The organism is Shewanella inventionis (genome assembly GCF_019931735.1).
Classification (GTDB): Bacteria; Pseudomonadota; Gammaproteobacteria; order Enterobacterales; family Shewanellaceae; genus Shewanella; species Shewanella inventionis.
Map to the genome: position 1 here is coordinate 440,286 of NZ_CP082926.1, position 22,391 is coordinate 462,676.

Sequence of the window (22,391 nt, forward strand, 5' to 3'; positions counted from 1 at the left end):
CACATTACTTTTAGAATCCGGTATGGGTAAGTTTGAACTACAGGGGAACCATTGTGGCTAGCATTTACTTTGGGGATAATTTATGGAACGCTATCAGCATCTAACATTATGTATTTGTGAAGAAACCTTATGATAGGTATTTGTTTAACTCGATATATGTCTATTTCACACGCTATGTCAGCAGCTCACTTCTCTCGATGTGCATTTGAAGTAGACCTTGATAATAAAAATATCCTCTGTGCCAATGTAAGTGCAGCTATATTCTGCTCTGTTGCATTCATGGAAGCTGCAATCAATGAATGGTCTTCCAACGAAGAATCATTTATTGATTCTTGGTTAAAAAAACAAAAAGTGTCTAAAAAATTTAAGGCTACAGATTTCAAATCATTTGATAGGGAGGGAATACTTAATAAATATGATATTGGCCTATTATCTAAAGGCAGAAAAAAAATCGACCGAGGTAGTAAACTAATCCAGCATGCTGAAGCATTGATCAAGTTGAGAAATAACCTGACGCATTATAAAGGTGATTGGCTAGATTCAGGTACACCAGAAATGCTTGGCTCTGGTAGTTCTCACCTTACCCAATATTGGCCTGTTCTGAACTTGATGGTTTTCAGGAAAAAAGGCCTCAAAGGGACTTGGGAACAAAAAGAGTATGCTGAATGGGCAACTATAACTGCAATTAATTTGGTCGATAACTTTTTTGCAGAGCTAGGCAAGCCTTCAATAGTAGAGCATGTTCAAAAAGAACTTAAAACTCGTCGTGACACCTTAGCTCCCTAATGTCCTTGTGTCACATCATCTTCCAGCTAACTATGAAAGCATAAATGGACAGGAATGACTTAGATTTTAAGCTCAGCACTAGGCTCCGAATCACTTTTAGACAATTTGTTATGCCATGCCTGTCAATTTATCTCGAATTCGATTAGCACATTCAATTGGAGACGTTGCAATGTCTCGACCACAAATTCTCATGCTAGTAATACCAATTTTATTAAGCTTTATGTCTATAGCTTTATCTTTGGCTACCGCTTCGACTGACGAATGATACGCAATTGAATCACAGAATACGGCTAACTTTTTATCAGAAAAGTAATAGTCAGCATCTGTAATTGTTTTTAAGCGACGACGTGATTTGGCATTTTCCCATAACTTATGAAATCCAGGAACAGTGAAGCCATCTTCACAGATTATCGTTTGTAACTCTGGGTACAAGCCAATAGAGTCCATTGCTTGTAACAAAAACAATTCGATAGGTGAATCGCAACCCCAAATTCGCTTCGGTTTAACTTTTTTAAATGGTTTAAAGTACCAATTTTTTCGATACTTTTCGTAGTCCTGACGTACTTGTTTATTGCCTCGTAAAGGCTCCGGTACTCCAGGAGATAGAACCTCACTATGTTTAAACGGCATAGCAAGTGCGTAGGTGCCAACAACAAACCCTATCATATCAGACTCAATGCCTGTGTAATCGGTGTACCCCATCATATGTAAACCACAAGCGCCCGAAAACGGGTTAAATCCATTATAGATTTTCGGAACCAAATTTTGCTCTTCGAAATCAATATGCTCAATCCACTCAGGGGTAGTAACGGATAGTTCACCTCGCTTACTAGCTGGTTGTAACGAAATATTGTAAGGCTTGCCAACTAAAACACCGTCTACCTCTTTAAATCCATATGCATTAACTACGATAAAGACTAACTGAAAAGTCACTTTTTCCTTTTTATATATTTCAATTGATTTTTCAGACGGATTAACACTAACCACACGATCATTGGCAATCATATGTCTTAGTTCGAGTGGCTGGACACCATCTAAGTCGAACAAATCAAATTCTAGAAATTTGCCAATACTTCCCGACATATCAACCGTTACGGGCAAGTCAGGTAATTCTCTATAATATGGAAGTTCAAATAGCTCTTCGGGACGATTTTCAATATTTGTTGGTTCTGCCATAACTGAGACTTACTCCCTTGACATAATAATGTATTAACCGGACTTCTAATAAAAACGAACCAAAGCAATAGGTTTACTGATATAAATACGATAATAGTTAAGTTTTGGCAAAAACTTAACATTGAATATTGTGTTGTGACAACAGTTAAACTCTCAAAGAATGAGAGACTTCGAATACCGAGAATGATTTGGTATCCAAAGGGTAATATGAGGGTTAACATTAGTTTAGGTATTGATAGTCCAGTATAGATGCATTGCAAATGGTACTAACACTAACTCGGAATGGGGCAGATTTGTGCCAACCTAGGGGAAGCCGGTTAGCAAGTCATTGATTAGATATACTATTTGGGGTTAAGCTTACCTTCAGCTACAAGCTCGTCGCAACGTAACCTGGCTATAGCTTTACGTTCTCCCCTGTCTTTAATAGCAGTGAACTGGGAATACATGGCATCAACACAACCGTCATACGTTTTCAAACTATCGTCAATAAAGAACGACCATGCGACATATCCTATTATCGCGGTGACAATAATTTTCTTAACCATAATTCCAACCTGTAATTAGCTGTGTTTAACCAATTTCTACTCTTTGAGAGATGCTCCCTCAACACCAGATATTGAAACACATTAATGGTATGAGGAAAAGTAAGTCAAATGAAGTTCTACTGAACTGAATGGGCAATAGCCCCTAACATTGAAAGGGGGGCAACAGAGTGTTAAAACTGAGATAGAAAAGCACTTTTCCAAAGATGTGGTAGTGATGTTTTATGATTTAGTAATGAAGTGTGTAAAATGCTTAACAATCAATATCTCCATAGCTAGATACATAGGGAAGAAAATATGTGGTTAGAGCAAATGCCTGGATATTCACTACCGACTTTAGCAGTATGGCCACAACCATGGTATGAAGCTGGTATATGGCAAATGTATGATCTAAAACTTCGCAAAGACGGCTCTTTAAAGTGGTATAAAGCATTCGTTGAGCTTGAAACAAAGCACGTGAAATCTGAAGTCTATGACTCATATGAATTAGCGGTAGAAGCCGCTATAAAAAGAAATACCGTGCTATCAGAAGAACTTGCTAATCTTGATTTATCTATCAGTGAAAAAGAGTCTTTACTTCTAAAAATTGAAAAAGATGTAACCAGACAAAGTAATGCCGCTCGCTTAACAGTGAGCGGCTCTTTTCTTATAGGGGTAACGTGGTGCTTTATATAGCACTTGTCTTGGAAATGGTTTTCGCTTTCTTTTTTTTGGTAGGATTAATCGCTTTCCATTCTCCCTAAGGTTTTGCAGCTTTTTAGGGATCGTTCCAGGTGTCCGTCCTGAGCACCATAGGAACTCATCTTGAATGAGTCTTAATGCATTGATAAAGCTTATTCTTAATGGCTCTACGTCATGAGATTCTGCCATCCTTTTCATTTCTAATCGAACTAGGTTATAAGAAATTAAGATTCCCCATAGTTCTTGATAAATACCTTCGACTTTTTGGCTTCTAAGAATGGCTTGATTATTCAGTTGACCTTGCTTGAGTTCACCATAACTCTGCTCTATTTCCCAGCGTTCCCAATAAACGTTAATGATATCTTTCAATGGGTAGGTAATCGGGCATTCTAGTGAGGTTATAAACCCTTTGATTTCTCCTTTAGGCACAGGAATAAGCACCAAACGAGCTTGCCAACTATCCCTAAGGTGAGGATATTTTCTTTTTGCATCAGGTGACACAGGCATTTTTATCAGTTTATCGTGCTCTGAGTATTCTTCTAAAACTTCGTACCTAAATTTGCTTTTTATTGGTGTGAGCCAGTGAGTATTCGCTCCTGCTCCACGCCATGATTCAAAAAGCTCTGCAGACATGAAACCACGGTCAAAAAGAGTCAAAGAATTATCTGGGGCTGAGCCTACAAGTTGTTGAGCATAAGATATTTCACTGTTTGTTATGGGGCCGAAGGCGGCATCAGAAATGAGGTGCGTTCGTGTTGACATGAGCGTCACAGCAAGGACCGAGGGGAATGTTGATTTACCTCTGGCGTAGCCTAACTTTTTATTATCTTCAGTTTCTGGCGTTTTAAATTGAGTGCCATCAACGCTAAGAAGCTTAAGACCGCAGACTGAGTCTGACTGTCCTTCAGCTTCCCAGTGAGTTGCCGTGGTGTGAAATAGGTACCGCAATGGTTCATAACCAATGCGCTGTCTAGCTTTAACAATGCTGCTCGTGGCTAAGGGGGGCAAATCGCCTTTTGAATCAGGAAAAGCCAATTCCAATTTATCGCAAACATCGCTAATAGAACGATTACGCATCAAACCAATCCCAAGTACCAACCAAACGGCTTGTTCAGCAGGGAATCTTCTCTTTCTGACGGCGGCACGGCCTGTTTGATTAACGGCTTCCGATACCCATTCGATAGGGATATTTTTGCGAAATGAGTCGATTGACTCTGGAAAATGCAATTCAGCAGTCGCTTGTAACTCTAAAGAAAATTCAGACATAAAAAATCGGCCTCAGAAATAAATCTAAGACCGATTATGAAGCCTAGAAAAGATCGTTCAAGTCGCTTAAACGATCGGCATTAAACCAGACAAAGCCGACTATTTGGTGAAGAACAGCTTATGCTTTCTGAAGCTATCCGTAGGCATCAAGAAACCCCAAGGCCCTCTGTCAATGAAATTGTCTTACCAGATAATTGCGAAAGTATTCTAGATTCATTAATGGAAATATTGAACGAAACTCCATATATAAATTTTGTGCGACTTAAAAAATATGGAATTAGTTTACTAAGGGACAAAGGGCATGACTGGTCAACTAGAGCAAAACACACTAAGCAAACAGCCAAGTATTTCTATAGAGAAAGAATTGCTGCTGCATTCGGCTTAAATGGAGCAGAACACTGGGGGAAAACCAAATCTAATATTCGAGAAATCTTACTCCCAAGAGCAAATCAATTACTTCAATTGGCTAGCGTTAAGCGAATGCTCGACGAAGCAGAGCAGCAAGGAAAAAAGGTCGTAGTGGCATCAGGGTTTGTATTCTGGTTTGAAGAAAGCGGCAATGTTGGTTGGGTAGTAAAAGAGGTTAGTTATTCTGATGCTGAAAAGTCAGGAAATACACTTTGGAAAAAAGGAACTATTCTATCTAAAAACCACGGACGCATCGTTGTACTACCTTATGTCAAAGAAAACGGGGATTTAGTTCAAGGTCACACAAAGAATGCGCCACATGATGGCAAAGCCAAACCAAGACATTCTAAAGAATATGTAGAACTTCCATATGAGATTCTAGAGGATGACCTGATGATTGGATTGTTTGGAGAGCTAAAATATGAGTAGTTACAAATAAAAATCATTACGGTATAGCTATAAAGGGAAAATGTTAACTGTTCTTCCCTCTTCCTTGTAAACAATATTGACATTAAAAAAACTAAGTCAAAGTGCATTTCTCCAAAGCTGGCAGTCATTCAGTCGTAACTAATATTGGGGCAAAAACGTTTTAACAAAGTTTAGTATCAAACGAAATATGATGATGCCCTTAATGCATAATCATTAGAATGATTTCTATTAAGAATCTGCTTAAAAATAACTCTTGCATTGTTCTTTTTTTTACCCAATATAGGATTCAATAATACATTTTGTATTATTGAATCCAGTTATCAAGGAGATATATTTATGTCGAGCACAGGCGAAAAACCAGGGAAAGGTGTTTATACATGCACAAAATGTGGGCAAAAAGTCATTTTAGATGATAACTCCGATACACTTCCTCCTTGCCCTAAATGCGAAGCAACAAACTACACGCCTTAAAATAATGGCCTTATATAAACTTATAAATGAGGTGAGCGTCATGAGCATAAAACCAGGCCCCAAGCCAAAAGCTGAATCAACGGGTAAAACAGACCAAAGACGTAGTGTTACCCCTGAGAATAAATCTAAACATCCAAGTTTAGACACTCATAAACATAAACCGGGTAAATAGTTTTGCATTACAAACGCTATCGTCCTGGAGTTTAACTACCCATGACTATTGCATTAACATAACTTTTTATCTTAAAAAGAAAAAGCGACCACTCAATGAGTCAGTCGCTTTTTTTTAGTTTCGAACATTTCACAGTAGCGAACTTGTTTAGTTTCTAACTTTTCAGTTAGTCGCTATCTTTATGACTAGTTTCGAACTCTATTTAACTCCCACAGGCGATACGGTTACTTGTAACTATTCTACCGTAACTGACTTGGCTAGGTTACGTGGTTGGTCTACATCGGTACCTTTAATTAATGCCACATGGTATGACAATAATTGTAATGGAATGGTGTAAATCAGTGGTGCCATAAACTCATCACAATGTGGTACTTGGATGACTTTCATGGTGTCGTCTGATTCAAACTCAGCATCGACATCAGCAAATACATACATTAAGCCGCCGCGGGCGCGCACTTCTTCAACGTTTGATTTAAGCTTTTCAAGCAGTTCGTTGTTTGGTGCAACCACAATCACTGGCATGTCGGCATCAATTAGTGCTAATGGGCCGTGTTTTAACTCGCCAGAGGCGTACGCTTCTGCGTGAATGTACGAAATCTCTTTCAGCTTTAACGCGCCTTCCATTGCGATGGGGTATTGATCGCCACGGCCTAAGAATAACGCGTGGTGCTTGTCGGCGAAATCTTCTGCTAATTCAGCAATCGCATCGTCTAACCCTAGTGCTTGCTCAACCTTAGCGGGCATTGACAGTAAGCTTTGAGTAATTGCAGCTTCCATTTCGCTAGACATGCCATTATGACGACCAATAACTGTGGTCAACATTAACAAACCTGCAAGTTGCACGGTAAAGGCTTTGGTTGAGGCTACGCCAATTTCAGCGCCGGCTTTCATCATATACGCCATGTCTGATTCGCGTACTAATGACGAACCTTGTGAGTTACAGATGGTTAATGTGGCTTTGTAACCCATCTCTTTTGCTAAGCGCATTGCTGCTAATGTGTCGGCTGTTTCACCCGATTGCGAAATGGTCACTAATAGGCTGTTTGGGAATAAATGCGATTTGCGGTAACGGAATTCTGATGCAATTTCAACGTTACACGATACACCTGCCCAGTCTTCTAACCAGTAGCGCGCTGCCATACCTGCATGGTAACTGGTACCACAGGCAATAATTTGTACGTGTTTAATGTCTTTTAACAATTCTGCGGCGTTTTCACCAAATGCAGAATCTAGTACTTTTCCGCCCGCTATACGGCCTTCTAAAGTGTGGGCAATAGCGGTTGGCTGCTCGTAAATCTCTTTTAGCATATAGTGACGGTATTCGCCTTTATCACCGGCGTCATGGGTCACTTCAGATTCTTTTACTTCACGCTTAACAGGGCTGCCGTTAAGGTCAAAAATGTTGACTTCGCGACGCGTAACTTCAGCGACATCGCCCTCTTCTAAAAAGGCAAATGAGCGAGTTACAGGCAGTAAGGCTAATTGATCTGAGGCAACAAAGTTTTCACCTAAACCAAAACCAATCACTAGCGGGCTACCACTTCGAGCCACAACCATACGTTCACTGTCACGACGGTCGATAACCACTGTGCCGTATGCGCCTTCGAGTTGTTTTACGGTAGCCTGCACTGCGGCCAATAAACTGCCTGCTGTTTTAAGCTCGTGATGTACTAAGTGACATATAACTTCGGTGTCGGTGTCTGATGAAAACACATAACCTAAGTCTTTAAGCATTTCACGTAGCTTGTTGTGGTTTTCAATAATACCGTTGTGTACTACGGCAATGTCACCCTCAGATAAATGCGGGTGAGCATTACGCTCACTTGGTTCACCATGAGTTGCCCAACGAGTGTGAGCAATACCTGTGCCGCCAGCCAGTGGCGCGGCGTCTAACGCTGATGATAACTCTTGTACTTTGCCTAAACGGCGAGTGCGGCTTAATTCACCTTGATTAATGACAGCAACACCCGCAGAGTCATAACCGCGGTATTCAAGGCGACGAAGGCCTTCTACTAAAATTTCTGCAACATCCCTTTGCGCAACAGCGCCTACGATTCCACACATGTTATTTTCCTTTACGATATTAAATTAATTTAGTTTGCATATGGCGCAAGTATCACTTTTACGCCATGTGCAGAAATAGTTTCTACGGCTTGCGGGCTAATGTTGTCGTCAGTAACTAACACATTCACCACATCCCACGGCAGTTCCAGGTTGGGGATCCGCCGGCCTATTTTGGTCGACTCTAATAGCACCACCACTTCACGTGACATTTCGGCCATGACTTTACTGAGGCCGGTGAGTTCATTAAATGTAGTGGTTCCACGATCAAGATCGATGCCGTCTGCACCGATAAATAATTGGTCGAAGTTATATGAGCGTAATACTTGCTCTGCCACCTGGCCCTGAAAAGACTCTGAATGCGGATCCCAGGTGCCACCGGTCATCAATAATGTCGGTTCGTTTTCAAGTTCGTGTATGGCATTGGCTAGTTGCAATGAGTTTGTCATCACCACTAGGCCACGCTTATCATTAAGCTGTTGCACTATCCCCGATGTGGTACTGCCACTGTCTATTATGATTCGGTTATGATCGCGAATGAGCTCAGCGGCTTTTGCTGCAATGGCTTGTTTGTTCAACGACAATGTTTCGTTTGCTATTTGGGTCATTTCTTGAGGAACAGGAACGGCCCCACCATAACGACGTAGCAATAAACCATGAGTTTCAAGCATGGCTAAATCTTTACGAATAGTGACTTCTGAGGTCGCGAACAAACTGGCCAGTTCATCGACACTGACTTCACCTTGCTCGTTAACCAATTTAATGATCGAATGGCGACGTTGTTGGGTATTACGTTTGGTCATTTGATTAAAAATCTTTCACATAAGTTTCGAAACGAAAGATATTTTAACATCAAATGAAACTTTATCTAGATCTGAATGATTCAAATTGAAATAAAAGTACAAAAAAACCTCTGTGATAAGCAGAGGTTCTTATGGTTACATTTTAGAAGGGTTTAAAATGTTACTTTTTAATTTTTACAGGACGTTGCCAACCTGTGATATGACGTTGTTTTACCCGGGTAATAACCAGTTCATCTGCTGCAACATCTTTAGTGATAGTAGAACCGGCACCTAATGTCGCGTTTTTACCTATGGTGACTGGCGCGACTAATTGGGTATCACTGCCGACAAATACGCCATCTTCTATGGTGGTAACAAACTTGTTAGCGCCGTCGTAGTTACAGGTAATGGTACCAGCTCCTATGTTGACACCGGCGCCAATAACAGCATCGCCAAGATAGGCTAAATGGCCTGCTTTGGAGCCAACACCTAATACGCTCTTTTTAATTTCAACAAAATTACCAATGTGTGCATCTTGTTTAAGCTCTGCACCAGGGCGCAAACGGGCAAAAGGCCCTGCACTTGCTGCTTGGCCAAGTTTTGCGCCTTCAACAATGGTATAAGGTTTAATTTCTGCGTTATCGGCAATGTCACAATCAATTAAAATAGCGCCTGCGCCAATGGTAACGTTATTACCTAAAGTAACCTTACCTTGAAAAATGACATTAACATCAATCATCACATCCATACCCACGCTGACATCACCGCGAATATCAATACGGGCAGGATCGCGTAAATTAGCACCTTCTAACATGAGTTTTTCAGCGGCGCGCGCTTGGTACGCTCGCTCTAATTGTGCTAATTGCACACGGTTATTGGCACCTTCTACTTCAATTGCCGATTGTGGTTGTGAGGTTGTAATATCAACACCATCTGCATTCGCCATTGCAATAATATCGGTTAAGTAATATTCGCCTTGCGCGTTGTTGTTTGATAACCGGCTCAACCAGGCTTTTAGCTGCTTGCCAGGTACGGCCATAATACCTGTGTTAACTTCAGTGATGGTGAGCTGTTCTGCGTTAGCATCTTTTTGCTCTACGATGCCAACCACTTTACCTGACTCTCTCACAATACGGCCGTAACCGGTTGGGTTAGGCAAATTGACCGTTAAAATGGCTAATCCATTTGCTGAGCGAGCCGCTAGTAGTGTCTCTAATGTTGATTGTTGAATAAGTGGAACATCACCGTAAAGAATAAGCACGGTATCGTCGTCGTTGATGTTTGAGTTGGCTTGAGCGACAGCGTGCCCGGTACCGAGCTGCTCTGCTTGTAACACCCAATTAAGTGCTTGTTCACCGAGTGTAGCCTTTAATTTGTCGGCGCCGTAGCCATACACTAGTTGAATGGCTTGCGCTCCTAATGAGTTAGCAGTGTCGATAACATGCTGAACCATACTTTTATGGGCAATAGGATGCAGCACTTTAGGTAAATCTGAGCGCATGCGTGTTCCTTTGCCTGCGGCTAAGATAACAACATTTAACGACATAATTAGTCCCTTCAAACAAGATGAATTCAAATTGGCGCTATTTTAGCTTAATCCCATGCTAATACCAATCAGCACTCTCTGATCACTTATTTATCTAAATAAAAAAGCTCTCAATATGGTATTTAAGCAATAAAAAAGGCGACTCATAACGAGTCGCCTTTTATTGCGTCAAATAATCAGATTATCTGGTGATATTTTTCTTGATGGTTTCAACTACTTTTAATTGAGCCAAAGACTTGGCCAATTCAATAGCTGCGGCTTCGTAGTTAAAGTCGGCGCCAGCATTAGCAATAGCTTGCTCTGCACGTTCTTTCGCTTCTAAAGCGGCTTTTACATCAATATCATCGGCACGTAATGCTACATCAGCAAGTACTGAGATTGCAGTAGGTTGCACTTCTAGTAAACCACCAGAAAGGTACAACACTTCTTCACTACCATCTTGCTTGATAAAGCGCGCCATACCAGGCTTGATTTTTGTTAGTAGAGCAACGTGGTTAGGCATAATACCTAACTCACCTTCAGCGCCGTTCACTTCAAAAAAGCTCACTTCGCCGTGGTAGATGCTGTCTTCTGCACTAACAATATCAAGTTGGACTGTTTTGGCTGCCATCAAGTTCTCCTTAAAGAACTAAGCTTTACGGCCTAGTTATTTCTTTTTGTTCGCTTTCTCGATAGCTTCATCGATTGAGCCAACCATGTAGAACGCTTGCTCTGGAATGTGATCGAATTCACCGTCCAAAATACCCTTAAAGCCACGGATGGTGTCTTTTAGAGAAACGTACTTACCTGGAGAACCTGTAAACACTTCTGCTACGAAGAAAGGTTGAGATAAGAAACGCTCAATCTTACGTGCACGGAATACAGTTGTTTTGTCGTCATCTGACAATTCATCCATACCCAAAATAGCAATAATGTCTTTCAGCTCTTTATAACGCTGTAATACAGTTTGTACACCGTTTGCAACATCATAATGCTCTTGACCAACAACCTGTGGATCTAACTGACGTGAAGTCGAGTCCAATGGGTCAACGGCTGGGTAAATACCCAATGAAGCAATTTGACGAGACAATACAACAGTCGCATCTAAGTGAGCGAAGGTTGTTGCTGGTGACGGATCGGTTAAGTCATCCGCAGGTACATATACTGCTTGAACAGAAGTAATCGAACCTGTTTTAGTTGAAGTAATACGTTCTTGTAGAACACCCATTTCTTCAGCTAGTGTTGGCTGATAACCTACCGCAGAAGGCATACGACCTAACAGTGCAGATACTTCAGTACCAGCTAAGGTATAACGGTAGATGTTGTCAACGAACAACAGTACGTCACGACCTTCGTCACGGAACTTTTCAGCCATAGTCAAACCAGTTAACGCTACGCGTAAACGGTTTCCTGGAGGCTCGTTCATCTGACCATATACCATGGCAACTTTGTCTAATACGCCTGAATCTTCCATCTCGTAGTAGAAGTCGTTACCCTCACGAGTACGCTCACCTACACCAGCGAATACAGAAAGACCTGAGTGAGCTTTAGCGATGTTGTTAATCAGTTCCATCATGTTAACTGTTTTACCAACACCCGCACCACCGAACAGACCTACTTTACCACCTTTAGCGAAAGGACATACAAGGTCGATAACCTTGATACCAGTCTCTAAAAGTTCAGTCGTGTTTGATTGATCTTCGTATGAAGGTGCTGCACGGTGAATTTCATAACGCTCTTCTTCACCGATTTCGCCCGCTTCATCAATTGGCTCACCTAATACGTTCATGATACGGCCAAGAGTTTTCACTCCAACCGGAACAGAAATTGGTGAACCTGAGTTTGCTACCTCTAGACCACGACGCAGACCATCAGAAGAACCCATAGCGATGGTACGAACTACACCACCACCTAGCTGTTGCTGAACTTCCAGCACCAAACCATTACAGGCGCCTTCACCTGTGATCTTCAGAGCGTCATATACCCGAGGTACAGAATCTTGTGGAAACTCGACGTCCACAACCGCGCCAATTACTTGGACAACAGTACCTGTGCTCATGATTAATCCTCTAAACTTGAATTCGTTACCTAACCTAAACCGCTGCAGCGCCTGATACAATTTCCGACAGTTCTTGCGTAATCGCAGCCTGACGGGCTTTGTTATAGACTAATTGCAAATCATCGATCATTTCGCCAGCGTTGTCTGTTGCCGCCTTCATCGCTACCATACGGGCAGCCTGTTCAGAGGCAAGGTTTTCAACAACACCTTGATACACTTGTGACTCAACATAACGAGTTAACAGTACATCCAAAATTTCTTTTGGATCTGGCTCGTATATATAATCCCAAGGGTAACTCGCTACTTCTTCATCTGACTTAGGTAAAGGTAGCAGCTGTTCGATCACAGGAGTCTGGGCCATTGTATTAACAAATTTGTTAAACACAATGTACAGACGATCCAGTTTACCTTCGTTGTAAGCTTTTAACATGACACGCACTGTGCCAATCAAGTCAGCAAGCTTTGGCGAATCGCCTAAACCTGATGCATGGGCAGTAACATTACCACCAAAGCTTTTGAAGAATTGAACAGAACGAGCACCAACTGGACAAAAGTCTATTTCAGCACCTTGCTCTTTCCATTTCTTCACGTCTGACACAACCTTTTTGAATAGGTTGACGTTCAAACCACCACAAAGGCCACGGTCGGTTGCTACAACTATGTAACCAACCCGCTTGGCATCTCTCACCTCTAAATAGGGGTGTTTATACTCGAGAGTACCTTGCGCTACGTGACCGATCACCTTACGCATATTTTCTGCATATGGACGGCTCGCTGCCATGCGTTCTTGCGCTTTGCGCATTTTGCTGGCTGCAACCATTTCCATAGCTGAAGTGATCTTCTGAGTGTTTTTAACACTCGCGATCTTGGTTTTAATCTCTTTAGCGCCGGCCATCTCTACTCTCCAATCTGGGACCTGAGGTGCCTAATGACACCTCTTGTTCATTATTACCAGGTTTGGGTTTCAATGAACTTGTCCATGCCTGCTTTCAGCTCACCTTCGATATCAGCGTTATAATCGCCAGTAGCGTTGATGGTTTTGATTAGCTCAGCATGTTGACTGTTCATGTATGAAAGCAGAGCGGCTTCGAAGCGACCGATTTCATTTAAAGCAACACCTTTTAGGTAGCCTTTTTCAGCTGCGAAAATAGACACAGCCTGGGCAGCAACGCTCATAGGAGCATATTGCTTTTGCTTCATTAATTCGGTTACACGCTCACCATGCTCAAGTTGAGCACGTGTTGCATCATCTAAATCAGATGCAAACTGTGAGAACGCTGCAAGCTCTCGATACTGTGCAAGTGCAGTACGGATACCGCCAGACAGTTTCTTGATGATCTTAGTCTGCGCTGCACCACCAACACGAGAAACAGAAATACCTGGGTTAACTGCTGGACGTAAGCCCGAGTTAAACAAGTCAGTCTCAAGGAAGATCTGACCATCTGTAATAGAAATTACGTTGGTCGGTACGAACGCTGATACGTCACCAGCTTGGGTTTCAATAATAGGTAACGCGGTTAACGAACCGGTTTGACCTTTTACTGCACCGTTTGTGAACTTTTCTACATAGTTCACGTTTACGCGTGATGCACGCTCTAATAAACGCGAGTGTAGATAGAATACGTCACCTGGGTATGCTTCACGTCCTGGTGGACGCTTCAATAGCAATGAAATTTGACGGTAAGCAACTGCTTGCTTAGACAAATCATCATATACGATTAAAGAATCTTCACCGCGGTCACGGAAGTATTCACCCATTGAACAACCAGAATATGGTGCTAAGAATTGCAGTGCGGCAGCTTCAGAAGCTGATGCAACAACAACGATAGTGTTAGCTAGTGCGCCATGTTCTTCAAGTTTACGTACTACGTTAGCGATGGTAGAAGCTTTCTGACCAACAGCAACATAGACACATTTAATACCTGAATCTTTCTGGTTGATAATTGCATCGATAGCCATCGCTGTTTTACCAGTCTGACGGTCACCAATGATCAATTCACGTTGACCACGACCGATTGGGATCATGGCATCAACGGCTTTATAACCAGTTTGGATTGGTTGATCTACTGATTTACGCTCAATAACACCAGGAGCAATCACTTCAACAGGAGAGAAACCATCGTTGTCGATAGGTCCTTTACCGTCGATTGGCTCACCAAGGGTGTTAACAACACGACCAAGTAGTCCACGACCCACTGGTACTTCAAGAATACGACCAGTGGTTCTTACTTTTGCACCTTCTGCTAAATTAGCATAAGGGCCCATTACTACGGCGCCTACAGAATCACGTTCTAAGTTCAACGCGATTGCAAAACGGCCACCAGGCAGTTCGATCATTTCACCTTGCATTACATCGGCAAGGCCGTTAATGCGAATGATGCCGTCACTTACTGCAACGATAGTACCTTCGTTGCGAGCTTCACTAACGACGTCGAACTGCTCGATCCGCTGCTTAATCAGATCGCTGATTTCAGTGGAATTCAGTTGCATGCTCAAACTCCCAATTACGACTGCAGCTTATCAGACAAGCGCGATAACTTACCGCTTACCGAGCCATCAATGACTAGGTCGCCTGATTTAATAATCACACCGCCAATAAGCGATGCGTCGATGCTGCAATTCAGCTTAACTTTGCGTGCGAGACGTTTCTCTAGAGAAACACTAATTTGCTGCTGTTGCTCAGAGCTTAGCTCAGTTGCAGAAACCACTGTGGCTTCAACTTCTTTTGCCCACTCATTACGGTATTCAACAAAAAGTAGCGATACTGCTGGCAGTATCCCTAAACGACCGTTTTCAGCCATTACCTTTATCAGGTTCTGACCTTGCTCGTTGACTTGTTCACCGCAAACTTTAATAAACAGTGAGGCAAGTTCTGTACTCGCAAGAGTACCGTTAAGCAGTGGTTTCATTGATTCGTTTTCACTTACCAATGAGGCGAAAGCTAACATTTCTGTCCAACTATCGACTGCTTTGTGTTCAACAGCAAAATCAAAAGCTGCCTTTGCGTAAGGGCGAGCGATGGTGGTTAATTCAGCCATAACTCAACTCCTTATCAAATTTCAGCAACAAGTTTATCAACTATGTCACTGTGGGCGGCTGGATCAATCGAACGCTCAAGAATCTTCTCTGCGCCGATAACGGCTAGAGTAGCAACTTGCTTACGCAAGTCATCTTTCACGCGATTACGTTCGTTTTCAATTTCTGCATTACCTTGAGCGATAATTTTTGCACGCTCAATTTGTGCTTCAGCTTTAGCTTCTTCAACGATTTGAGCTTTACGCTTGTTAGCTTGCTCAATGATCTCGTTGGCAGTTACTTTTGCTTCTTTTAGTTGCTCAGTAGCTTTAATTTGCGCTAACTCTAGATCTTTTGCTGCACGGCCGGCATCTGCCAGACCATCAGCAATTTTCTTCTGGCGTTCTTCGATGGCATTCATCAACGGAGGCCATACAAACTTCATGCAAAACCACACGAAGAGAATAAAGGCAACCGTCTGACCGAATAGGGTAGCGTTGAAATTCACAACAGCCTCCTAGTTAGATTAAAGACAGAAGCGTTAATTAAAGCATTGCACCCAATGGGTTAGTAAATAGCATAAATAGCGCAATACCTACACCAATCATAGTTACGGCATCTAGTAGACCCGCTACGATGAACATTTTAACTTGTAACATAGGCGCCATTTCTGGCTGACGAGCTGCACCTTCCAAAAACTTTCCACCTAAAAGGCCGAAACCGATAGCTGTTCCTAATGCACCCATACCAATAAGTAGAGCAACAGCAATAGCCGTCATTCCTAATACAGTTTCCATATCTATCTCCAATATTCTAAATCGTTGTTATTAATGATTTAGGTCAAAAAAATTTTCGGTTACCCTTAGTGATCTTCATGCGCCATGCTTAAATAAACAATGGTCAACATCATGAAAATAAATGCTTGTAAAGTAATAACTAAAATATGGAAAATTAACCAACCTAGTTGTAATCCTACACCTAGAGCAGATAACGCCACGTTAGAACCATACATCAATGCAATAAGGATAAAAATCAACTCACCAGCATACAAGTTACCAAATAGTCGTAGTGCCAATGAAATTGGCTTAGCAACTAAGGTTACTGTTTCTAATAATAAGTTGACGGGTATCATTGCCCAATGGTTAAAAGGCTGAAATGTTAGTTCTTTAACAAAACCTGAAACACCTTTGACTTTAATGCTGTAGTAAATAATCAGCACAAACACACCAATAGCTAAGCTAAAAGTGATGTTTACGTCAGTAGTCGGAACCACTTTAAGGTATGGCACGCCTGCTAAACTTGCTGCCCATGGCAACCAATCTACAGGGATCATATCCATGAAGTTCATCATGAAAATCCATACAAAAATAGTCAGAGCTAAAGGCGCAATAACAGGATTGCGGCCGTGAAAAGTTTCTTTCACACTGCTATCAACAAACTCAACAATCATCTCGACAAAACATTGAAATTTGCCAGGAACGCCTGTTGTCGCTTTTTTGCCAGCACTGTAAAACAGCCATAAGAACAACACACCAAGCCCAACCGAAAAGAGCAACGAATCAATGTGCCATGTCCAAAACCCTTCACCAACACTTAAGTTGGTAAGGTGATGTTGGATATAGCCCTGCGGTGTTAACGCTTCACCAGTTGCAGCCATGATTCATCCCACTTAACTTTGCTTGAAATATAAAGGTGCTATCCAGTGCACAACTAACGCTAACGAATAACAAGTAAAAAGCGGCATAAATCCGACTTCCATGTTGATAAACACTAACGTAAACAATGCAATGGTCAACAGCATCTTTACCGCTTCCCCCCAGTAAAAGCTTTTAACCACTTTTGCTGCAGAGCTTGCCCCACTATGTGAGAAAGCTAGGGTTGCGAATACAAAATTAGGAAGTACAGCGATAATCGCGCCTGCTAAAGCAGACTGACCATACTGCGCTCCCCACATTACGAAAAATAGTATTGAAATAATGCTCGCTACTATCGCTTGTACCAGCACTAATTTATAGGCTGCTAACCTACCACGACGCGCTAAAACATTACCCAACTTCATATCTCCGCATTAATGCCTTTCGCGGTCCTAATGTTAAATTTAATATATTAAACTAGCCTTAAGATACAAAAAGCCTGCAAAGTATACCTTTTCGCGCTTTGTTTGCAACTTTGATGATAGGAAAACAACGATTTAATGAGTGAAATAGCGCTAAATATACAAAAGTAAAAATTAGCGCTATGTCACAAAATTACTACATGAAATGGTTTAGTCAGATTTTTAACGAATTTTACTTAAAATACCGTCTAATTCAGCAAGATTTTGGTAGTTTATTACAATTTTCCCTTTACCTTTAGTACCATGATTAATGGCAACTTTGGCGCCGAGCCGTTCAATTAACTCTTGTTCTAATCGGCTAACATCATGATCTTTAGCTTGAGTTTCGACGGTTTTAGCCGGATTTAAGGCTTTATTAATTAATCGTTCAGTTTCTCGAACAGTCATTTCTTTTGATGCAACTAATCGGGCTAAATTAGTCTGTTCATCACCTTCTATGGCCAATAAAGCACGGGCGTGTCCCATGTCAATGTCACCATATTCTAACAAACGCTTAACAGGCTCATTGAGGCTATTTAAGCGCAGTAAGTTAGATACACTAGCTCGAGATTTACCTACTGCATCAGCGACTTGTTGATGGGTTAATTCAAACTCTTCTAATAAACGCTGTAAGGCAATTGCTTCTTCCATTGCATTGAGGTCTTCGCGCTGAATATTCTCAATCAGCGCAATAGCCACAGCCGCTTCATCTGCCACTTGTTTAACAATACACGGGACTTTATCAAGCTTAGCAAGTTGTGCTGCACGCCAACGACGTTCACCCGCGATAATTTCATAATTACCATTTGATACTTTACGCACCACAATTGGCTGAATAACACCTTGGGAGCGAATAGACTCAGCAAGCTCTTCTAATGCCTCTGGAGACATATCTTTACGTGGCTGATATTTACCAGGTTGGAGTTTGTCCAGATCAAGATGAATAAGATCGCTTGCTACAGGGTGTGATTGAGTTTCTTCTGGTTGCTCGTTTTTACGAGTCGCCGCATTGCTATGGCTTAATAAGGCATCCAGGCCTTTACCTAAACCGCGTTTTTTTAACGTCATTTTTATATCCTACGCTTGTTTGGGTTGTGTTTGTTGCTCTGCACGACGGATAATTTCACCCGCTAGGGCTAAGTATGCTTTTGCTCCAGCGCTCGATTTATCGTAGTACATGGCTGGCGCACCAAAACTAGGAGCTTCTGCCAACCTAATGTTTCGCGGAATAACAGTGCGATAAACTTTATCACCAAAATGTTGTTTTAATTGATCAGACACATCATTTGATAGGCGGTTACGCGGGTCATACATGGTACGCAAAATACCTTCAATGGTTAATGTTGGATTGACCATGGCACCAAGTTTAGTAATGGTATCAATGAGTGCTGTAAGCCCTTCTAGGGCATAATATTCACATTGCATTGGTACTAATACAGAATCTGCTGCCGACATGGCATTGACCGTTAACATGTTCAAAGAAGGTGGGCAATCAATAAAGATGTAGTCGTAGTCATCTTTTATTGGGGCAAGTGCATTACGTAAGCGGATCTCACGGGCAAAAAACTCCATTAATTTAATTTCTGCAGCTGTCACATCACCATTACCTGCGATCAGATCAAATTTACCGACGGTATTTTTAATCACAATATCGGCAAAGGGCTTTTCTTCTACGAGTAACTCATAGGCGGTGTTATCTACATCGTACTTGTCGACTCCGCTGCCCATAGTTGCATTGCCTTGAGGATCTAAATCGATCAACAACACTTTACGCTTTGTGGCGGCAAGTGATGCGGCTAGGTTTACGCAAGTTGTTGTTTTTCCTACGCCACCTTTTTGGTTGGCTACGGCAATGATTTTACCCACAATGTCATCCTGTCTTAAAATTATTGATGTCCGGTTAGATTAATTAGCGAAAGAAATGCAGTTTATTGCTTAGCAATTTTTAATAAATGTCGCTGTTCGTCTAGCTTTGGTACATGCAATACAATGGTTTCAACCAGCGAAAATCCTGCTGGCATTTGCTGTAATTCTTGTTGGTTTAACTGACCTTTTAGGGCGTAATAGATGCCATTTTCAGTTGGTAAATGATGACACCAGCTGAGCATATCCTGTATCGATGCAAATGCTCTACTTAACACGCCATCAAATTTGTCATCGGGTTGGTAAGCCTCGACCCGGCTTTCTACTGAGGTGATATTATTAATTTTCAGCTCAAATTGAACCTGTTTTTGAAAGCGGATCCGTTTACCTAAACTGTCTAATAATACAAATTGTTTGTCTGGATTCATAATGGCTAATGGGATCCCAGGTAAACCAGGACCTGTGCCCACATCAATAAATCGCTGTCCTTCAAGATAAGGAGAAACGGCCAAACTGTCCATAATATGTCTAATTAACATTTGTTCAGGATCGCGTACCGAGGTGAGGTTATAGGCTTTATTCCATTTAGCGAGCATTTCAACAAAACCGACGAGTTGTTTTTGTTGTAATTCAGTGGCTGATATTTTCATTTCAGCTAAATAGGTTTGGAGTTGCACAGATAACACAGAAAACCTCGTAAATTGCATGAACAGAAGGCAGTTATTATGAAGCCGTAAAAGCACTAAGGGAAGCCTTATGGCTTCCCTTGTGTTACTGAGTCGAAAAAATATTTGAAATTATGCGCTTTTTCTCAATAAACCACGTTTTTTCAAGTGTACTAGCAAAATAGAGATGGCTGCTGGAGTAATTCCAGAGATCCGAGATGCTTGTCCTACCGTTTCAGGTTTGTGATTATTAAGCTTTGCGATCACCTCATTTGAAAGTCCTGGTACTTCTTGATAATCGAGATCAAGAGGTAACAATGAGCTTTCATGACGAATAGCTTTGTCTATTTCATCCTGTTGGCGTTGAATATAACCTGAGTATTTCACTTGAATTTGCACTTGTTCAGCCGCTTGTGGATCGTCAAGACCTGGGCCAAAACCTTCTAGTTTCATTAATTTACTGTAATCCATTTCTGGGCGACGCAGTAAATCTTCAAATGATGCTTCACGCGAAATTGGTGTATTTAATTGAGGATTTAATACATCTAATAACGGTGAATTAGGGTGTACCCATTGGCTACGTAAACGCTGTAATTCCAGTTCGATCGATTCTTTTTTCTTACTGAATAATTCCCAACGATTATCGTCTACTAAGCCCAGTTCACGGCCTTTTTCGGTTAAGCGCAGATCAGCGTTGTCTTCACGTAGTAATAAACGGTATTCAGCACGGCTGGTAAACATGCGGTAGGGTTCTTTGGTACCAAGGGTTGATAAATCATCAACCAATACACCAAGGTAAGCCTCGTCGCGGCGTGGACACCAGCTTTCTTTACCTTGTACTTGTAAAGATGCGTTCATACCTGCCAATAATCCTTGCGCAGCGGCTTCTTCGTAACCTGTAGTGCCGTTAATTTGCCCTGCAAAAAATAAACCTGCAATGGTTTTGGTTTCTAATGAGTTTTTAAGATCACGTGGATCAAAGTAATCATATTCAATTGCATAACCAGGACGCACGATCTCAGCATTTTCCATGCCTTTGATCGAACGCACTAAATTAAGTTGCACATCAAATGGCAAGCTGGTTGAAATACCATTAGGGTAGATTTCGTTAGTACTTAAACCTTCTGGCTCGATAAAGATTTGATGCGATGATTTATCTGCAAAACGGTGGATCTTATCTTCAATCGATGGGCAATAACGAGGACCAATACCTTCAATAACTCCTGAATACATTGGGCTTCTATCTAGGCCTCCACGAATAATGTCGTGAGTTTTTTCATTGGTGTGGGTAATAAAACATGAAATTTGTTTTGGATGCTGACTCACATCACCAAGAAATGACATTACTGGCAATGGAGTATCACCTTTTTGCTCTGTCATTTGTGAAAAATCAATGGTATTGGCATCAATACGTGGTGGTGTACCGGTTTTTAAACGGCCAACACGAATGGGTAATTCACGTAAACGATTGGCTAATGCAATTGCTGGTGGATCGCCTGCACGGCCACCGCTGTAATTTTGTAAACCAATATGAATTTTGCCGCTTAAAAATGTGCCAGTAGTTAATACAACAGCAGGTGCTTCAAATGCCAAACCCATTTGAGTGACAACACCAACAACTTTATTATTTTCAACAACTAAGTCGTCAACAGCTTGTTGAAAAATACGCAAGTTAGGTTGGTTTTGTAAAATATGTTGAATCTTTTGACGATACAGTGCTCGGTCAGCTTGTGCACGAGTGGCACGAACCGCTGGGCCTTTACTTGAATTTAACGTTCTAAATTGAATACCGGCAAAGTCAGTGGCTGTAGCCATTGCGCCGCCTAATGCATCGATCTCTTTAACCAAATGACCTTTACCAATACCACCAATGGCGGGATTACAAGACATTTGACCTAGTGTGTCGATGTTATGGGTCAACAATAATGTTTTTGATCCCATTCTTGCTGCTGCTAGGGCTGCCTCAGTTCCGGCATGACCACCACCAACGACAATTACATCAAACCGTTCATGAAAATGCATTATGCGACCTTTAATTGCTAAGAAAGTTAAATTCAATTTGTAACGCTATTTGAGTTGTGCATTTTAGCACTTGCTTGTCTGAACGTGAATGATCATTTTTCATAGAATGATCAAGATGGGTTTGCTTAATAGATCTTAAGATCTTTATATAGATCTTTTTATTATGTTTACTATTAGGATCGTACTTTTCTGTTAGTAACTTTTATTTTTATTTAAAATCATATATTTACAAGGTTTTAAACCTGTGATCTGATCGCGATCAAACTCAATATAAGGTGGGGATAGATCGGGTAGTTATCCACAGGGGGGATCTTTAAGCAGATCGGAGTGTGAATAGTACAGAGTTATGATCGCTAAAAATAATAGCTTATCC

General features: G+C 41.5%; 24 protein-coding genes. 5 read left to right on the forward strand and 19 right to left on the reverse strand.

The window, feature by feature from the left end; all coding sequences use genetic code 11:
• Positions 1 to 129: 129 nt before the first annotated feature.
• On the forward strand, positions 130 to 786 hold the full coding sequence (locus tag K8B83_RS02025; protein WP_223419115.1) for a hypothetical protein: 657 nt from the start codon (positions 130 to 132) through the stop codon (positions 784 to 786).
• 108 nt (positions 787 to 894) lie between these two features.
• Here the strand turns inward: K8B83_RS02025 and K8B83_RS02030 are convergent, their stop codons facing one another.
• Both K8B83_RS02030 and K8B83_RS02035 read right to left on the reverse strand, forming a co-directional pair.
• Complete coding sequence (locus tag K8B83_RS02030) at positions 895 to 1,962, reverse strand: hypothetical protein (RefSeq protein WP_223419117.1); 1,068 nt, start codon at positions 1,960 to 1,962, stop codon at positions 895 to 897.
• Between the two features lie 341 nt (positions 1,963 to 2,303).
• Positions 2,304 to 2,507 carry a hypothetical protein gene (locus K8B83_RS02035; RefSeq protein ID WP_223419118.1) on the reverse strand — a complete coding sequence of 68 codons (204 nt, stop codon included), beginning with the start codon at positions 2,505 to 2,507 and terminating at the stop codon, positions 2,304 to 2,306.
• 294 nt (positions 2,508 to 2,801) lie between these two features.
• Between K8B83_RS02035 and K8B83_RS02040 the strand changes: the two genes are divergently transcribed.
• Positions 2,802 to 3,179, forward strand: a complete 378-nt coding sequence (locus K8B83_RS02040; RefSeq protein ID WP_223419120.1) for a hypothetical protein — start codon at positions 2,802 to 2,804, stop codon at positions 3,177 to 3,179.
• Here K8B83_RS02040 and K8B83_RS02045 read toward each other — a convergent pair.
• A complete protein-coding gene (locus K8B83_RS02045) occupies positions 3,129 to 4,451 on the reverse strand; it encodes an IS4 family transposase (protein WP_223417409.1) in 1,323 nt (440 codons plus the stop codon). The genes K8B83_RS02040 and K8B83_RS02045 overlap by 51 nt on opposite strands.
• A 120-nt stretch (positions 4,452 to 4,571) precedes the next feature.
• Here K8B83_RS02045 and K8B83_RS02050 point away from each other — a divergent pair, with 120 nt between their 5' ends.
• From K8B83_RS02050 to K8B83_RS21610, 3 genes are all read left to right on the forward strand, one after another.
• The gene (locus K8B83_RS02050; protein ID WP_223419122.1) at positions 4,572 to 5,288 is read left to right on the forward strand and encodes a hypothetical protein; all 717 of its coding nucleotides are present in this window, start codon (positions 4,572 to 4,574) and stop codon (positions 5,286 to 5,288) included.
• A 336-nt stretch (positions 5,289 to 5,624) separates the two neighbouring features.
• Positions 5,625 to 5,759: a zinc ribbon-containing protein gene (locus K8B83_RS21710; protein ID WP_102037445.1), complete on the forward strand. Its 135-nt coding sequence runs from the start codon at positions 5,625 to 5,627 to the stop codon at positions 5,757 to 5,759.
• Positions 5,760 to 5,799: 40 nt separating this feature from the next.
• On the forward strand, positions 5,800 to 5,931 hold the full coding sequence (locus K8B83_RS21610; protein WP_257984938.1) for a hypothetical protein: 132 nt from the start codon (positions 5,800 to 5,802) through the stop codon (positions 5,929 to 5,931).
• A 234-nt stretch (positions 5,932 to 6,165) separates the two neighbouring features.
• Here the strand turns inward: K8B83_RS21610 and glmS are convergent, their stop codons facing one another.
• From glmS to mnmG, 16 genes are all read right to left on the reverse strand, one after another.
• Positions 6,166 to 7,995, reverse strand: coding sequence for a glutamine--fructose-6-phosphate transaminase (isomerizing) (glmS, locus tag K8B83_RS02060; RefSeq protein WP_223419124.1), 1,830 nt, complete (start codon positions 7,993 to 7,995; stop codon positions 6,166 to 6,168).
• Positions 7,996 to 8,024: 29 nt separating this feature from the next.
• Positions 8,025 to 8,795, reverse strand: a complete 771-nt coding sequence (locus K8B83_RS02065) for a DeoR/GlpR family DNA-binding transcription regulator (RefSeq protein WP_188739946.1) — start codon at positions 8,793 to 8,795, stop codon at positions 8,025 to 8,027.
• A gap of 160 nt (positions 8,796 to 8,955) precedes the next feature.
• Positions 8,956 to 10,320, reverse strand: coding sequence for a bifunctional UDP-N-acetylglucosamine diphosphorylase/glucosamine-1-phosphate N-acetyltransferase GlmU (gene glmU / locus K8B83_RS02070; RefSeq protein ID WP_188739947.1), 1,365 nt, complete (start codon positions 10,318 to 10,320; stop codon positions 8,956 to 8,958).
• A gap of 181 nt (positions 10,321 to 10,501) precedes the next feature.
• Positions 10,502 to 10,930: a F0F1 ATP synthase subunit epsilon gene (locus tag K8B83_RS02075; RefSeq protein ID WP_223419126.1), complete on the reverse strand. Its 429-nt coding sequence runs from the start codon at positions 10,928 to 10,930 to the stop codon at positions 10,502 to 10,504.
• 36 nt (positions 10,931 to 10,966) lie between these two features.
• Positions 10,967 to 12,358, reverse strand: a complete 1,392-nt coding sequence (gene atpD / locus K8B83_RS02080) for a F0F1 ATP synthase subunit beta (protein ID WP_188739949.1) — start codon at positions 12,356 to 12,358, stop codon at positions 10,967 to 10,969.
• 34 nt (positions 12,359 to 12,392) lie between these two features.
• Positions 12,393 to 13,253 carry a F0F1 ATP synthase subunit gamma gene (gene atpG, locus K8B83_RS02085; RefSeq protein ID WP_223419128.1) on the reverse strand — a complete coding sequence of 287 codons (861 nt, stop codon included), beginning with the start codon at positions 13,251 to 13,253 and terminating at the stop codon, positions 12,393 to 12,395.
• A 53-nt stretch (positions 13,254 to 13,306) separates the two neighbouring features.
• Complete coding sequence (gene atpA, locus K8B83_RS02090; RefSeq protein ID WP_188739951.1) at positions 13,307 to 14,848, reverse strand: F0F1 ATP synthase subunit alpha; 1,542 nt, start codon at positions 14,846 to 14,848, stop codon at positions 13,307 to 13,309.
• A gap of 14 nt (positions 14,849 to 14,862) precedes the next feature.
• Positions 14,863 to 15,396, reverse strand: a complete 534-nt coding sequence (gene atpH / locus K8B83_RS02095) for a F0F1 ATP synthase subunit delta (RefSeq protein ID WP_223419130.1) — start codon at positions 15,394 to 15,396, stop codon at positions 14,863 to 14,865.
• A gap of 14 nt (positions 15,397 to 15,410) precedes the next feature.
• Positions 15,411 to 15,881 (reverse strand): F0F1 ATP synthase subunit B, encoded by a 471-nt coding sequence (gene atpF / locus K8B83_RS02100; RefSeq protein WP_188739953.1) that lies wholly within the window; start codon positions 15,879 to 15,881, stop codon positions 15,411 to 15,413.
• Positions 15,882 to 15,918: 37 nt separating this feature from the next.
• Positions 15,919 to 16,170, reverse strand: a complete 252-nt coding sequence (atpE, locus tag K8B83_RS02105; protein ID WP_011639455.1) for a F0F1 ATP synthase subunit C — start codon at positions 16,168 to 16,170, stop codon at positions 15,919 to 15,921.
• A 65-nt stretch (positions 16,171 to 16,235) separates the two neighbouring features.
• Positions 16,236 to 17,030 carry a F0F1 ATP synthase subunit A gene (atpB, locus tag K8B83_RS02110; RefSeq protein ID WP_188739954.1) on the reverse strand — a complete coding sequence of 265 codons (795 nt, stop codon included), beginning with the start codon at positions 17,028 to 17,030 and terminating at the stop codon, positions 16,236 to 16,238.
• Between the two features lie 12 nt (positions 17,031 to 17,042).
• Positions 17,043 to 17,426 carry an ATP synthase subunit I gene (locus K8B83_RS02115; RefSeq protein WP_188740000.1) on the reverse strand — a complete coding sequence of 128 codons (384 nt, stop codon included), beginning with the start codon at positions 17,424 to 17,426 and terminating at the stop codon, positions 17,043 to 17,045.
• Between the two features lie 225 nt (positions 17,427 to 17,651).
• Positions 17,652 to 18,536, reverse strand: coding sequence for a ParB/RepB/Spo0J family partition protein (locus K8B83_RS02120; protein ID WP_188739955.1), 885 nt, complete (start codon positions 18,534 to 18,536; stop codon positions 17,652 to 17,654).
• 9 nt (positions 18,537 to 18,545) lie between these two features.
• Positions 18,546 to 19,334 (reverse strand): ParA family protein, encoded by a 789-nt coding sequence (locus K8B83_RS02125; RefSeq protein WP_188739956.1) that lies wholly within the window; start codon positions 19,332 to 19,334, stop codon positions 18,546 to 18,548.
• 62 nt (positions 19,335 to 19,396) lie between these two features.
• A complete protein-coding gene (gene rsmG / locus K8B83_RS02130; RefSeq protein ID WP_188739957.1) occupies positions 19,397 to 20,017 on the reverse strand; it encodes a 16S rRNA (guanine(527)-N(7))-methyltransferase RsmG in 621 nt (206 codons plus the stop codon).
• Positions 20,018 to 20,128: 111 nt separating this feature from the next.
• On the reverse strand, positions 20,129 to 22,018 hold the full coding sequence (gene mnmG, locus K8B83_RS02135; protein WP_223419134.1) for a tRNA uridine-5-carboxymethylaminomethyl(34) synthesis enzyme MnmG: 1,890 nt from the start codon (positions 22,016 to 22,018) through the stop codon (positions 20,129 to 20,131).
• Between the last annotated feature and the right edge of the window lie 373 nt (positions 22,019 to 22,391).

Coding starts and splice junctions, on each gene's coding strand:
- K8B83_RS02120 (WP_188739955.1), bottom strand. CDS start 18,536: ATGACGTTAAAAAAACGCGGTTTAGGTAAAGGCCTGGATGCCTTATTA.
- glmS (WP_223419124.1), bottom strand. CDS start 7,995: ATGTGTGGAATCGTAGGCGCTGTTGCGCAAAGGGATGTTGCAGAAATT.
- K8B83_RS21610 (WP_257984938.1), top strand. CDS start 5,800: ATGAGCATAAAACCAGGCCCCAAGCCAAAAGCTGAATCAACGGGTAAA.
- K8B83_RS02035 (WP_223419118.1), bottom strand. CDS start 2,507: ATGGTTAAGAAAATTATTGTCACCGCGATAATAGGATATGTCGCATGG.
- K8B83_RS02025 (WP_223419115.1), top strand. CDS start 130: ATGATAGGTATTTGTTTAACTCGATATATGTCTATTTCACACGCTATG.
- K8B83_RS02075 (WP_223419126.1), bottom strand. CDS start 10,930: ATGGCAGCCAAAACAGTCCAACTTGATATTGTTAGTGCAGAAGACAGC.
- atpA (WP_188739951.1), bottom strand. CDS start 14,848: ATGCAACTGAATTCCACTGAAATCAGCGATCTGATTAAGCAGCGGATC.
- glmU (WP_188739947.1), bottom strand. CDS start 10,320: ATGTCGTTAAATGTTGTTATCTTAGCCGCAGGCAAAGGAACACGCATG.
- K8B83_RS02040 (WP_223419120.1), top strand. CDS start 2,802: ATGTGGTTAGAGCAAATGCCTGGATATTCACTACCGACTTTAGCAGTA.
- K8B83_RS02065 (WP_188739946.1), bottom strand. CDS start 8,795: ATGACCAAACGTAATACCCAACAACGTCGCCATTCGATCATTAAATTG.
- K8B83_RS02045 (WP_223417409.1), bottom strand. CDS start 4,451: ATGTCTGAATTTTCTTTAGAGTTACAAGCGACTGCTGAATTGCATTTT.
- atpB (WP_188739954.1), bottom strand. CDS start 17,030: ATGGCTGCAACTGGTGAAGCGTTAACACCGCAGGGCTATATCCAACAT.
- K8B83_RS21710 (WP_102037445.1), top strand. CDS start 5,625: ATGTCGAGCACAGGCGAAAAACCAGGGAAAGGTGTTTATACATGCACA.
- mnmG (WP_223419134.1), bottom strand. CDS start 22,018: ATGCATTTTCATGAACGGTTTGATGTAATTGTCGTTGGTGGTGGTCAT.
- atpG (WP_223419128.1), bottom strand. CDS start 13,253: ATGGCCGGCGCTAAAGAGATTAAAACCAAGATCGCGAGTGTTAAAAAC.
- atpD (WP_188739949.1), bottom strand. CDS start 12,358: ATGAGCACAGGTACTGTTGTCCAAGTAATTGGCGCGGTTGTGGACGTC.
- atpE (WP_011639455.1), bottom strand. CDS start 16,170: ATGGAAACTGTATTAGGAATGACGGCTATTGCTGTTGCTCTACTTATT.
- K8B83_RS02030 (WP_223419117.1), bottom strand. CDS start 1,962: ATGGCAGAACCAACAAATATTGAAAATCGTCCCGAAGAGCTATTTGAA.
- K8B83_RS02050 (WP_223419122.1), top strand. CDS start 4,572: ATGCTTTCTGAAGCTATCCGTAGGCATCAAGAAACCCCAAGGCCCTCT.
- atpH (WP_223419130.1), bottom strand. CDS start 15,396: ATGGCTGAATTAACCACCATCGCTCGCCCTTACGCAAAGGCAGCTTTT.